The sequence below is a fragment of the Marinomonas sp. TI.3.20 genome, from assembly GCF_038155025.1.
In the GTDB taxonomy this organism is placed as follows: Bacteria; Pseudomonadota; Gammaproteobacteria; order Pseudomonadales; family Marinomonadaceae; genus Marinomonas; species Marinomonas flavescens.
This window is the reverse complement of record NZ_JBAKAS010000005.1, coordinates 1-12,768: the sequence shown is the minus strand read 5'-3', so window position 1 is coordinate 12,768 and position 12,768 is coordinate 1. Positions and strand designations below refer to the sequence as shown.

At 36.7% G+C, this 12,768-nt stretch carries 11 protein-coding genes and 1 tRNA gene; 9 read left to right on the top strand and 3 right to left on the bottom strand.

Annotated features, from left to right (window positions below):
- Positions 1-171: 171 nt before the first annotated feature.
- Positions 172-588, top strand: coding sequence for a hypothetical protein (locus tag V6259_RS06970; protein ID WP_341583936.1), 417 nt, complete (start codon positions 172-174; stop codon positions 586-588).
- A gap of 327 nt (positions 589-915) precedes the next feature.
- Here the strand turns inward: V6259_RS06970 and V6259_RS06965 are convergent, their stop codons facing one another.
- The gene (locus V6259_RS06965; RefSeq protein ID WP_133012621.1) at positions 916-1,446 is read right to left on the bottom strand and encodes a peroxiredoxin-like family protein; all 531 of its coding nucleotides are present in this window, start codon (positions 1,444-1,446) and stop codon (positions 916-918) included.
- 120 nt (positions 1,447-1,566) lie between these two features.
- On the opposite strand from V6259_RS06965, the gene V6259_RS06960 reads away from it, so the two are divergent.
- On the top strand, positions 1,567-2,427 hold the full coding sequence (locus V6259_RS06960) for an AraC family transcriptional regulator (RefSeq protein ID WP_341583934.1): 861 nt from the start codon (positions 1,567-1,569) through the stop codon (positions 2,425-2,427).
- A gap of 102 nt (positions 2,428-2,529) precedes the next feature.
- Positions 2,530-2,606 (top strand) — tRNA-Ile (locus V6259_RS06955).
- Positions 2,607-2,679: 73 nt separating this feature from the next.
- Here V6259_RS06955 and V6259_RS06950 read toward each other — a convergent pair.
- Complete coding sequence (locus tag V6259_RS06950) at positions 2,680-4,038, bottom strand: hypothetical protein (RefSeq protein WP_341583932.1); 1,359 nt, start codon at positions 4,036-4,038, stop codon at positions 2,680-2,682.
- Positions 4,039-4,139: 101 nt separating this feature from the next.
- Between V6259_RS06950 and V6259_RS06945 the strand changes: the two genes are divergently transcribed.
- The 6 genes from V6259_RS06945 (at position 4,140) to V6259_RS06920 (ending at position 11,813) form a co-directional block, all read left to right on the top strand.
- Positions 4,140-4,358 carry a helix-turn-helix domain-containing protein gene (locus V6259_RS06945; protein WP_341583930.1) on the top strand — a complete coding sequence of 73 codons (219 nt, stop codon included), beginning with the start codon at positions 4,140-4,142 and terminating at the stop codon, positions 4,356-4,358.
- Between the two features lie 197 nt (positions 4,359-4,555).
- Complete coding sequence (locus tag V6259_RS06940) at positions 4,556-4,834, top strand: hypothetical protein (RefSeq protein WP_341583929.1); 279 nt, start codon at positions 4,556-4,558, stop codon at positions 4,832-4,834.
- On the top strand, positions 4,831-6,555 hold the full coding sequence (locus V6259_RS06935; protein ID WP_341583928.1) for a type IV secretion system DNA-binding domain-containing protein: 1,725 nt from the start codon (positions 4,831-4,833) through the stop codon (positions 6,553-6,555). The genes V6259_RS06940 and V6259_RS06935 overlap by 4 nt, the downstream gene beginning before the upstream one ends.
- Positions 6,555-9,107: a MobF family relaxase gene (mobF, locus tag V6259_RS06930; protein ID WP_341583927.1), complete on the top strand. Its 2,553-nt coding sequence runs from the start codon at positions 6,555-6,557 to the stop codon at positions 9,105-9,107. Before V6259_RS06935 ends, mobF begins: the two co-directional genes overlap by 1 nt.
- Positions 9,108-9,445: 338 nt before the next feature.
- Complete coding sequence (locus V6259_RS06925) at positions 9,446-10,447, top strand: reverse transcriptase family protein (protein WP_341583925.1); 1,002 nt, start codon at positions 9,446-9,448, stop codon at positions 10,445-10,447.
- Position 10,448: 1 nt separating this feature from the next.
- On the top strand, positions 10,449-11,813 hold the full coding sequence (locus V6259_RS06920; RefSeq protein WP_341583923.1) for an AAA family ATPase: 1,365 nt from the start codon (positions 10,449-10,451) through the stop codon (positions 11,811-11,813).
- 13 nt (positions 11,814-11,826) lie between these two features.
- Here V6259_RS06920 and V6259_RS06915 read toward each other — a convergent pair whose 3' ends face one another.
- Positions 11,827-12,609: a tyrosine-type recombinase/integrase gene (locus V6259_RS06915; protein ID WP_341583922.1), complete on the bottom strand. Its 783-nt coding sequence runs from the start codon at positions 12,607-12,609 to the stop codon at positions 11,827-11,829.
- Positions 12,610-12,768: the final 159 nt, after the last annotated feature.

Sequence of the window (12,768 nt, the reverse complement as noted above, 5' to 3'; positions counted from 1 at the left end):
AATGATCATAAGAAAAAATAATATTGTTTTATTTTATTATTCTTTTAAAGTGGCCTTGGAATTAAATGCTTTGTTTAAATAACATAGATAATAAATGTGATATGGAATGTACATTAATTAGCGTGTTCAAAGTTACATTTTATAAAAGTTCACATAAAAAAGGTTTTTAGAATGAGTACAATTACTTTACCACGAGAGAAGTTAGAGTGGAGTTTGCTAGGTTTGCGTTTAGGCGTATTTATAGTATTACTCATGTGGACAATAGATAAATTTATCAACCCAGGTCATGCGGCCGTTGTCCTGAAGGTGTTTTACTCCATTCCTGCTTTGGGTAACAGTATTACTTACCTTATCGGGGCGTTGCAGCTGGCTTTGGTCTTGAGCTTTTTGATTGGTTTTCAAAAAAGATGGGTGACTTTGATTATATTAATCATGCACTTAAGCTCAACTCTAGTCTCTTTTGGACGCTACCTTGACCCTTGGGCTGGTGCCAATTTATTGTTCTTTGCTGCTTGGCCAATGCTAGCCGCTATTTTTATGCTGTATCTTTTTCGTGAGTATGACAATAAGTTTTCTATTGGAAAATAGTGTTTTGAGTTAGTGCGTTAAGTTAGTGTGTTAGATAGATGAGTGTAGATGATTTTGCACGTCCTTTCTGAGGACGTGCTTTTTTTATGCTATTAGCTTTTAAAGAATAATGTGTATTTTTAATGAGTACTAAAAATAGACATATTAATGAATTGTTTCATATAAAGTTTTTTGTAAGTTGTTTTAAGATCTTTATGAATTATAGATATAACTTTTAAATCTACTAAAATATCTGAGTATGTTCGGTTTATTCGAATTAAAAAAAAGCAAAACTCGAATAGAGTTTTGCTTTATGTTTTCTGGAATAGTTAATTCAATATTATTGAATTAAACTAATTCACCTCGTGCAGGGTAGTCTTTACTTACCGCAAAATCGATAGCGCCAAGCACTTCTTTAAAGTGTGGTCGAGCAAATGGCATAGTGCTGATATTGCTCCAATATAAAGTGCCATCTGGACGAATTAAGAAAAATCCTGGCTCAGTAAATTCAGCCGGTTCTTCAACACCAATACTGGTTAAACCGCGACCAGCACTGCGATGTAATCCCCATGCTTGAGATTGCTCAACGGTCAGGCCGTAACCCATAGTCAGGTTTTCTATTTCCCATTCAGTAGAAGCTTGCTGAGCGCGCTCTTGCGTGTCGCTACTAAGGGCAATAACACTGACGCCTTTTGCCGCAAAATCATCCGCTAAACGACTTAACTCTCTCAAATAATTTTTGCAAAGAGGGCAGTGAAGGCCACGGTAAACCACCACCATTGTAAAATTCTCAGGTGTTTGCTCAGCCAAAGACCAAGAGCCTGTTAGCGTGTTAAGTGCCAATTCAGGCGTAGCAACTCTAGGTTTTAATACGGTCATTTCTGCGTCCTCATAGTTGGTTATTTTTACCATGAAGGCATAATAGGATAAAACCTGATACGATAGGTGCTTATTAATGCTAATTTTATTGCAGATCGTATTTTATAAGGTTAAGAAATAATGGATCGACTTTCTTCTGTGCTGAGCGCCTTTCGTCCAAAGGCCACTTCTGTCAGTAGTTGCTTTTTTTTGGAGCCACGAGGTAGCTTGTCTCTTTCTGTTGATTCTAGTTATTGGTTGTACGTGATAAGTGGCGAGTTAATCCTAAAAACAAAAGACAACAACCGGACAGCATTAAACACTGGCGATGGTATTTGGTTGGCTTCAGGATTAGATCTTGAAGTGCAGTTATCTAAGACAGAGAGCGCTAACAAAAATGTGGATAACAAGCTGTTAATCTGCGAATTCGATTTTGGTACGAAAGCACTAAACCCACTACTTGATGTTGAATGGCAATGGGTGAAAGTAGAATGGGAGGATGAAGCGGCTCAACAGCTATCGCCATTAAATTCGTTATTACTTACAGAGGTCATGCAACCTCGTTGTGGATCGCAGATTGTTGTAGAGCGGTTAGCGGAAGCCTATTTAGTGCAATTGTTGAGACTTTTTATGCAAACCAAAAAAATTCAATTTGGATTATTTGCAGGATTAAGTGATAGTAAATTAGCGCGAGCGATAGTCGCCATTCATGAACGCCCACATGAAGCGTGGCAAGTCGCCAGTCTTGCGGAGAAAGCAGGGATGTCTCGTTCGGCTTTCAGTGGTTTGTTTAAAACGACGATGGGTATGACCCCCATGGCCTATTTGACGTCATGGCGAATGCGGTTAGCGGCGCAGCGTATCAAACAAGGCGATGAAAATATTGCCATCCTATGTCATGAACTTGGCTACCAGAGTGAAGCGGCGTTTCGACGTGCTTTTAAAAAAGTAATGGGGATCGCACCAGGAATGATAAATCGCCAAGTACAGGCGATATCATAGTAATGAATCAATATTTTTTGCATTTGATTGAATTAATACATAAAAATTGCCTCTCTATCTTTGCATTAGTTAAGCATATAGCTATAATACGAATCGTTTTTAGGGCCTGTAGCTCAGTTGGTTAGAGCGTCCGACTCATAATCGGCAGGTCCCCCGTTCAAGTCGGGGCAGGCCCACCATATAAAATAAGCCTCAATAGGTTAGTGAAAGCTGACTTATCGGGGCTTTTTTATTGCTCGTGCTACACAGGTGCTACAAACCTTTTTTTGTGTGAGCGTTGATGATCTTAGTTATAAATGGTCTACCAGTATTTTGTCCGAAGCTATCTAAGTTCTTTTTGATATCACTAACGTTTAAGCCTTGATCGTAGAGTTCTAATATTTTTTGTACTTTAGATGCCCGTTGCTGTTTTGCTATATTGATTTTCTCACCCTCAATAAGTAAATCTTCTGAAATATTGAGTGCAGAAATGAATAAAAAAAAGTGAGAACATGAATTTGCTTCGTTATCTAGATAGTTCTTGCCTTGAAGAAGATGCGTAAATTCTGTGAGTGAATTAGTTGTAGGTATTGGAGCTTTAAACGTTGAAAATGTCTTAGGAAAGTTTTGGGCTAACGTCTTACAGACGAAGCTCCCAAATTTTTTCCAATCCAGCTCTGTTGCAGATTCAATAAACTTTACATAATCAGGGTCTGCAAAGATCTTTCCTATTGTAGGCTGAACTTCAATTAGAGCACTTTCTATTTCTTCTAGATTATTTGGTATGCTATCAATACTAATTGGTTTAGAACGAAAGTATTCCATGTCTTCAGCAAATGTAGGGCTATCTCCAAAGCTCACTATTGCTCCATGGTATGAGCTTGATTTTAACTGTTCGTGTAGTCGATTTTTTTGGGTATTAGGCGTCAACTGCAAGTAGTCACCACTTGTTTGCTTTATATAGGAATACTCCTTGTGCCTGTTTTTGCTATCTTGACTGAGATTATTGAAAATTTCTTTTCCTAAGATGTTCTTAGCATTCGCATCTTCATCGTTCGTCTTATGTATATGGCAGTATTTTCTGTCTCGAGACCTACCTTTAACATCTTTGTTACCTTCAGATATATCTCTAAAACAAAGAGGGCATACCTTAGCTTTTCTAGTTGTACGTGTAATTATTATTGAAAATAGCTCTGCGGAAAATGAAAGATTCCATTTGAAAGCACTTAGATGTTGTAGATAAGGAGAATGATCAATAAGGAAGCAAAGGTATCTAGCTTTTGTTATATACAATTCAATTGCATAACCATCTATAGAGGATCGACCGTTGTTATCAGTTTTTATTGGCAACGATAGATTGTCCTTAATTATTTTTCGTAAGCTATTTTTTTCTTCTTTTAAAAGCTCTTCGGCTATATTTTCTGAAATCTCTTCGAGGATCTTTAGTATTGATTTTCTACCAAACAGATTGTTAGAAAAAGATATGCTTTTTTTATCTATTTCATTTTTTAAAATCTCAAAATGACTTTTTACCAGTGTTGTTAATTTAGGCCCAAACTCATTCTTTATTGACATTAAGTCATTCCGAAACTGTTCTTGAAACTTTCGATTTGGAATTAGTGAATTTTCCATTTTCATCCTTTTGTAACCACTTTTTAGTTAGTGCGTGAGCGCAGTAGAAATAACATCGTTAGTCTATAAACGTCAATAAAGACAAACGTTTAGGAGGTTACATGCAACAAGATAAAAGTGGGTCAATATTAATCAATCGCGCACAAGCCGCACAGCGGCTGGGGGTAAGCTCTCAGACTTTGAGTGTTTGGGCGAGTACAGGTCGTTATAACCTTCGTTACGTTAAAGTTGGCAGTCGTGTGATGTATCGAATTACTGATTTAGAGGCTTTTCTTGAGAGTCGTACAGTATCAAATTCGGGAGAGTTGGTTAATGACTAAATTAACAGGTTTTCTATCAGACCCCAACGCACCTTTCGATGCATCGCATGGCTCTTTGAAATCTGTGCTGAGGGCTAGGACTACTAGGGTGTAGCTGATTTCAGTTAGAGAATTGATTTCTCAATTCCATTATTAAAAGTTTAATAAATTCAATTGATCAAAGCGGATTTCAGTGAAATCACAGCTGAGGAATTTTTATGTCTAAAAAAAGTGTAAACAGAGCAATCACTGTACGTTTTTCAACGTCAGATTATAACCGTATCGTACACGATGCTGAACAAAAAAATGAGTCTGTAGCGGAGCATATTAGAACCATCGTTGCTTCTCATTATGAGCAAATTTCTCTTGATCAACGCTTCATAGATCTAGAGCGAAAAGTAACGAGCAGAATATTTTCTATTGTTTGTGCCGTAGCAAACTTATCAGACCATGAACGTGAGATTGCAAGACAGCGAGTAGTAGGAGGCAATCAATGATGAGAACTACACCACACGAAAAGATTCAGGATTGGAACTCGATTTTTCTGTTGTTTGGAATTGTCTTTATATTTTTATTTTGTGGCAGTATTTGGCTTACATGGAATTGGGGGACATGGTGGGGAGGGATTTCTGAATACTCAAAATACTTTTTTAGCTTATTTAAAAAGATGACATTAGGTGGCTCTGGCTACGAATGGAGTAATTATTGGCGATGGGTAGAAAGAGAGAATTTAGTAATACATTTCTATATGCATTTGATTATTCCATTCATATTTTCTTTTTTTATTTCATGGAAGATAACAAAAAAAGTAGCTTGGGAAGAAGGTGGTCGTGACCTTAGTAGACATATTGAGGGTGCTAAGCTTTATATAGGGAAAAGAGCTATCTCTGTTGCAAAGAAAAAGGCAAAAAAATCTCTTAAACAAGCAGGGAAGAAAAGTAGGGGGATTACCATTTATCCAAATACGGCCCTCACAAAAAAAGAGGAGCAATCAAATATTTTAACTTTAGGTGCTCCGGGGGGAGGTAAAACTACAGTTATTCTGCCAATGATAGATCAGGCTATAAATAGAAATGATAAGGTTTTTATTTATGATGAAAAAAAGGAATTTACAACTTTTTTCTTTAATAAAAAAGCGATATTGATCGCGCCTTGGGATGATCGGTCATTTATATGGGATATCGCAAACGACATTCGAAATGAACATGATGCTGAAATGGTCGCTGGTAATCTAATACCAGATGGTAATTCGCATGATCCGATGTGGCTAAAAGGAGCTAGGCTTATTTTTACTGGAATGTTAGTTAGTCTCATGGAAGAAGGAGAGCCTTGGGGGTGGGATAGTATCAATAAACGTATTCAGCTATCTCAACCTGAAATGTTATCTCTATTACAGCGTTACTACCCAATTGCAGCGTCATTTGTAATAGATGGGTCTAAAACTACACAGGGATTCTATGTGAATTTGATCTCTGAGTTAAGTTGGGTTGAGACTTTAGCCGTTGCATGGCGGGGTTCAGATAAACCGAAATTTTCTATTCGAGAGTGGGTGAATAACAATCATAAAAAAGTACGAAATACGCTCATTGTGCAGTCTGATCCTCGGTATAAATCAATTGGAGCTCCATTATGCAACGCGTTACTGTCATTGATGACAAAGCACTTTCTATCCCAATCAATGAAAAATGTTCGGGATACTTGGTTGTTCATTGATGAAATGGCAAACCTTCCACCAAACCCGAGTATTAAAATGTGGCTGGAATTGGCTCGATCACGTGGTGGACGAGCTGTTTTTGGAACTCAATCAATTTCACAGATCAAGAAAAATTATCAAAATGATGCTGATACGATTTTAAATTTATTTTCTGTTGTGTTTGCTATGCGCGTAGGTAGTGCAGGAGGAGAATCTGAATATGTTTCCAATATGTTCGGTGATCGCATTGTTGAGCGGCCATCACAGATTGGTGCCGAAAAAACATGGCAGCGGTCTAGTGAACCTGTTGTTAGTGAATATGATTTAACTCACATTGAAATGCCAACCAAAAAAGGCGTTATAGGCTATCTTATGGTGCCTAGTTGGGAAGGTGTATTTCGTTTGCAATGGCCGCTTTATAAGAAAAAAACTATTGCGGAGGAGCACGTTCCTGCAAAATGGTTAACTGAACGTCCAAAAAAAGAGAGCAAGCCTGAAAATAAACTGTTTGGAGGGCGCTCATAGTGTTAACGATATCACCTGTACGAACAGTGTCTTATTACACTAATTTAGCTGCTGAAGATTATTATCTGGGCGCTGGAGAGCCCCCTGGTAAATGGCATGGACTAGGTTCTCGAAATTTAGGGTTATATGGTAATACAGTTGAAAAAGCTGATATTGAAGCTTTGATAAATGGAGGAGCGCCTGAGGGCGCTTCTCTTGTTCAAAATGCTTATTCAGAAAAAAGACGCTTAGGCTGGGATTGTACTTTTAGCGCTCCTAAATCTGTTTCGATCATATGGGCTAGAGCTGATGATGAGTTAAGAACTAAAGTACAGGAAGCCCAAATAATAGCAGCCAAGCGCGGTATTGATGCATTAGAGCATTATGCTGCTTTCACGAGGCGAGGAAAGGCAGGTGAAACGTTAGAGCGTACAGCTGGTTTAGTCGCAGCCACTTTTAACCACTGTACATCGCGGGAACAAGACCCTCAATTACATACTCATGCTGTAATCTGTAATGTTGCTCCACGGGAGGATGATTCATGGGGAAGTGTTGAGTCCCGCAAAATTTATCAATGGCAAAAAGCGGCTGGTGCGTTATATCGAGCTGAATTAGCAGCACAGATGAAACAGCTAGGTTTTCAGGTTGAACGAGATGAAGACTCCTTTCATGTGTCTGGTGTTGATAAAAAGCTATGTGAGCATTTTTCAAAAAGATCAGAATCTATTCGTGAGGAGCTAAAAAAACAGGGAGTCGATAGTAGTGCTAGCAAAGCGGGAGATCTAATAAAACTGGATACCCGAAAAGATAAGGGGTTAGTTGATCATCAAGCATTATTAAAAAGTTGGCAAAGTGAAATGGATAGTATGGGCTTTCATACTGAGACTCTACAGTCTATGCAGGCTGAAATTCTTTGCGATGCTGAATTGCCAGAAGACGATCAAATTCTGTATTCAATTACAGATAAAAAGGCTGTTTTTCGTCCTCAAGACCTGTTTTATCAAACAGCTATTCAATCTGTTGAGAGCGGAAGTAACGCTGCTGAGTGTGAGCAAAACGTTAAGCGGTTGATCAGAGATCGGGAGGTTGTAGAGTTGAGTGCAGAAAACCCGTTTGATCCACAATACACTACCCAATCAGTTTTAAACTGTGAGCGCATGATGGTACAAACTGCTCGTGATTTATCGAGTCGTTTCACTAAGAATTTATCTGAGCCTGAAATTCAAAGAGCGTTGAAAAAGGCTGAGTCGGAGCTTGGTTTTCCTTTTGACGATGAGCAAATAGAAGCTGTATACAGTGCTCTAAACGGGCCTGATATTTCCATTGTGCAAGGCTCTGCTGGTGCTGGAAAAACGACTTTAATGTTAGCAGCAAGACATGCCTATAATCAGAAGGGCTACAAAGTTTTAGGTGCCAGTATTGCAAAAAAGGCGGCAGATAACCTTCAAGAAGAAACAGGTATTCAATCAGTAACCGTCGCCTCACTGATTAATAAAATCACGAATGGCACTAACCCTCTATCATCTACGGGAGTTTTAGTTGTTGATGAAGCTGGTCAATTACCGAGTACTGATCTACAAAAGCTAACGCATTGTGCTCATCAGGCCCAGTGTAAATTGATACTTACTGGTGAAGATAAACAATTAGATGCGATCAATAGAGGCGGGTCACTGCGCTATCTATCAAATCCAGAAGTAATCGGTACTCAGCGTATTGAAAACATACGCAGGCAACGAACAGCATGGGCTCGTGGGGTTGTGGCAGATCTAAGAGACGGAAAAGCAGAAGAGGCTCTTAAAACGCTTGATGAGAAAGGGTGCCTTCATTTTCATGAAAATGCAGAGAATACTAAAAAAGCGTTAGTGGATAGCTGGCATAAGTATCAAAAAGCCAACCCTGAAAAAGCCTCTCTTGTCATTGCGCAGCGGTGGACAGATGTTCAAGAGATCAGTAAAGCAATTAGAGATATTCACATATCAGAGGGGCGCGTAGGACAAGAAAATATTCCACTTTCGTGTAGTGTGGCTGATAAGTCGTTTAAAACGGAATTTTCTAAGGGCGACCGAATTAAATTTTGTCGTAATGATTATAGAAAACTTGGTGTATCTAATGGTACGTTAGGAACTATAGAGTCTATTCGAATTGTTGAAAGCGCAGATGTAGAGTTTTCAATAAGAGCGGATGATGGCCGTACAGTGAGCTTTTTATCTTCAGAATATGCGGATGAAAAAGGGACGAACTTGTGTCATGCATATGCGCTGACAGCATACAGCTCGCAGGGTACAACAGTAGATGGTAATACATTTGTTTATTACACTTCGGCAATGGATAGATCGATTGCTTATGTTTCCATGAGTCGGCATAAGGATGAGTCTTATCTTTATATAGATGAAACTGAATGTGCTGGACTATTGGATACAAAGCCTTCAATGGAGCGAAGTGAGAAAATTAAGATGCTCGCAGGAGAGATTTGTAGGAGCAGTAGTGAGTCATTAGCACTAGAGTTTTTAACCGAGCGGCATAGGAAATGGGCAATAAAATTAGGTGAAGCAGAGTCAGAAATAGTTCTTTAATATTGATTTTTTTTAATCTCAGTACTATTATCTACGTATACCTTAGCGACTAGGAGTATCTCCAGTCAATATGCAAGGTCACTACCGGCTATGATTTATGTTACCCCTATCATTACTTTTCTGCTTTTTTAAGGAAAGGGTGATAGGATAGTAACAGCTATCTTCGTTTTCACACCATGATCGGTAGCACTTATCACGTCCGATCCGCTCTCTTTTCTACACTACTTCGATTGAAAATTTATAATGCTAAGGTAGTATCTTTTATATAAGAATTTTATTCTTAATGTTTTCCTGAAACAGGTCGTTAGCTGTTTGATAATAAGATGAAGGCTTAAATTGTGAATCACGCAATCAATTCAAGAACATTAGAGGAAGTTTTCATATCTACTTTTCATGGTAAATTGCTCTTTGATGATTTTTTGAATATAGAAATTAATCAAGAGTATTCTAAAATTAATAAAGGTAATAGAGTTCGGTATTCACCTAGCGTTAAACTTAAAAAAATCCATAGATTTATAAACTCTAGTATTCTGGCGTATTTTGAATTAAATAAAGAAGTTGTTTTTTCGTATAGAAAAGGAGTTTCAATCCGAGATGCTGTAGAGAAACATGCTAAAAACAAATTCTTCTTTCAAACAGATGTAAAAGATTTTTTTAGTAGTTTTGATGTGTCTTTAATAAAGTCCCTACTTGAAAAAAATCTTGATTTTGTTCCAATTTCGGATATAAAAAACTATAGTGATCTGCTTCTTGACTTGCTTGTTGTTGATGGTGTTATTCCGGAAGGTTTTCCTACATCACCAATGTTAAGTAATGCCTGCCTTTTTGATTTTGATAATTTACTGGATGATTATTGCAAGAGAAATGGTTTTTTTTACTCCAGATATTCAGATGATATAATTATTTCCTCCAATGATAAAATTGGTTTTTCTTCTTTAGAAAATGATATTCAGCATATTTTTACATCGAGTTTGGGTGATAGTTTTATTCTTAATAGAAAGAAAACAAAAATCCAAAGTAAAAATAAAAATGTTAAAATTCTTGGCTTTAATATTCTTCCTAATGGCGTTATTACAATCTCAAATAAAGATAAAAATGAAATAGAAGTTATGTTGAATTTTTATTTGAGTGATCTATCTAAATTTGACGACTATGTGAAAAATAAAGTCAATTTGAAAGATAAAGATGTTGAAAATAGAACTTTTAGAGATATAGGTATGTCATCTTTATCAGGTCGAATAATTGCTATAAATTCTATGGATAAAAAATATTTATCAAAACTTAGAAGAAAATATGGGACAACACTAGTTGATATGTTCTTAAGAAAGTCGGTGAAGTAAATTGAATTTTGAAATAAAATTGAAAAACATTCAGCATATAAAGTCTCTAGAGCTGAAATTTGACTTGTCTGAAAATAAAATAATGTGCTTATCAGGAAAAAATAGTGTTGGGAAAACGACATTGTTTAGATCTGTTAGAAATTTATATTTAAATAATACGTTTATTGAAACTGCCGCGCCATATATTTTTCAAGATGATAGCTATATTGAGTATAGAGTTGAAGATTATGTTATAAAATTCTCCTACAATAAAAGATTGGGCTCCATTGATACAAAGCAGGATATATCAGATGAACTTAAGGGATTATTTCTTGTTGAGCTGTCTATACCCCATGGTGAAAGGTTTGATCAGTTTCAACGTCTTTCTAATCTTGATGAGGAATTACGCAGTAAAATTGCTTTAGGGGAATACTCTGAAGCAGCTGATCTAATAGAGTTTCTTAATGAGATTTATTGTGATAATAGGTTTGATGGCCTGAAGAATGTTAAAATAAAAGGAAAAGATTGCTGTTTTATTTTAAAGGATGATGTGAGTCGATATTATATAAGGGAAGACTATTTTAGTTCGGGAGAATATTTCTTAATTAATTTATACAGAAATATTAAGCGTGGTAAAAAGGTTATATTCATAGATGAGATTGATATTTCTCTAGATGCTAGTGCTCAGGTTAATTTGATAAGATCTTTAAGAGTGTATTGTAAGCATTATGGGGTTAATATATTTTTTACCACACACTCTTTAGCTTTAATGAAGACTTTAGAATCAGATGAACTTTTTTATATTGAAAGTTATCAGGATGGTAGTGGTTTTTCTATTGAAAATAGATCATACAATTTTATAAAAAGCGTAATGTATGGTTTTAATGGGTTTGATAAATATATTCTTACGGAAGATGAAAGGCTTGCTCATTATTTGGAATATTTAATAAGTGACTTTGGTTCAGTTTTTTATAAGTATAAAATTATTTATATAGGTGGTGCTTCACAAGTTGTAGATCTAGCTAGAAGAAATCTAAATAGTAGCTTTTTAGCTAAAGGAAGTGATGTTATTATTGTTCTGGATGGAGATCAAGTTGATGAAGAATATCATGCTGATTTTGATAATATTAATTTCTTGCCATTTTCGAATATTGAAGTTCAAGTTCTAGAGTGGTACGAAAGTCTAGATGAAAGACTACCTAAAGTGGACTCCATTGATGGTAAAAAGCGAGCGAAACGTGCAAAAAATCTTTTTTGGAAACTAACAAAAAATGATAACGGCCGACAGCTTATTAGCCCTGAAAAAATATACAATTACCTAGATGATAGCTTTCTGGATGGTGTGGGCGAGTTAAAAAGAAAAATCAGAGAGTTTCTTTTTACATAAATTATATGAGCTTTTATGTAAGCAGCTTATTCTCGATATCATAGCAAAATGGCCTTAATTCTTCTGCTGTAAGAATTGTATATCCTGCTGTTACATCATTTCTACCTGTTTTGTGGTTGAGTAAGCGTTTAATTGTATAGGTTCCGACTCGTAAGAGTTCAGCCGAGCTTGTAAATGTTCTTCTAAGGTCATGAAGTGTAAAGTTAATTCCTGTTTCATCTATAATTTTCTGTATTGATTTTTTGGGCTCTCGAACATATCCATAGTCGTTTTCAGCTTGAAAAACATACCCATTACTGGTCATTTCCTTGCGCCTCTCAAAAATAGAATGTAAATGATCTGCCATTGGCAGTTCTAAAGCATCACCATTTTTCGTTTCTAAAATTCGAAAAGTTCTCTCTTCTAGGTTTACTTGTTCCCATTGCAAGTTCAGTAGTTCAGATTTTCTTAATCCTGTGAATAACGCTACTTCAACGAAGTCACATACAGCAAATAAAAATGTATCTGCGGTTTTACGAATAGTGTTCAAGCCGCTCAATAATTTAGGAATTTCAGACCTTGTTAGGCGTGTTTGTTTGCGTGGTACGTGATTCCATTGCCTTTTATGGCTAAGTATTTGGACTGGGTTGTAGAGAAAGATTGGTTTGTCTCGGGCGTTTTTATATTCGAATTGAGCAAAGTTGTACAAAGCTCTGAGTACTCTCATGCAATAGTCGGCTTGCGCTCGACTAGTGCATGAGAGACTCGCATGTTTTTCTTTGATCATACTCTCGTGAGCGTCGGCTAAACCCCACATAGCAGTCTCTTCCAAAAACCATAAAGTCTTTCATTTTTTAAATTGGAATAAAAGACTCATGTTTACGGCTTCTGATCAACTTAATGTGACCCTCATTTGTGGGCCAACCGATATGCGTAAAGCCATTGATGGGCTATGCAATATTGTCGCGTATGACCT

Coding starts and splice junctions, on each gene's coding strand:
- V6259_RS06970 (WP_341583936.1), top strand. CDS start 172: ATGAGTACAATTACTTTACCACGAGAGAAGTTAGAGTGGAGTTTGCTA.
- V6259_RS06965 (WP_133012621.1), bottom strand. CDS start 1,446: ATGACCGTATTAAAACCTAGAGTTGCTACGCCTGAATTGGCACTTAAC.
- V6259_RS06960 (WP_341583934.1), top strand. CDS start 1,567: ATGGATCGACTTTCTTCTGTGCTGAGCGCCTTTCGTCCAAAGGCCACT.
- V6259_RS06950 (WP_341583932.1), bottom strand. CDS start 4,038: ATGGAAAATTCACTAATTCCAAATCGAAAGTTTCAAGAACAGTTTCGG.
- V6259_RS06945 (WP_341583930.1), top strand. CDS start 4,140: ATGCAACAAGATAAAAGTGGGTCAATATTAATCAATCGCGCACAAGCC.
- V6259_RS06940 (WP_341583929.1), top strand. CDS start 4,556: ATGTCTAAAAAAAGTGTAAACAGAGCAATCACTGTACGTTTTTCAACG.
- V6259_RS06935 (WP_341583928.1), top strand. CDS start 4,831: ATGATGAGAACTACACCACACGAAAAGATTCAGGATTGGAACTCGATT.
- V6259_RS06915 (WP_341583922.1), bottom strand. CDS start 12,609: ATGTGGGGTTTAGCCGACGCTCACGAGAGTATGATCAAAGAAAAACAT.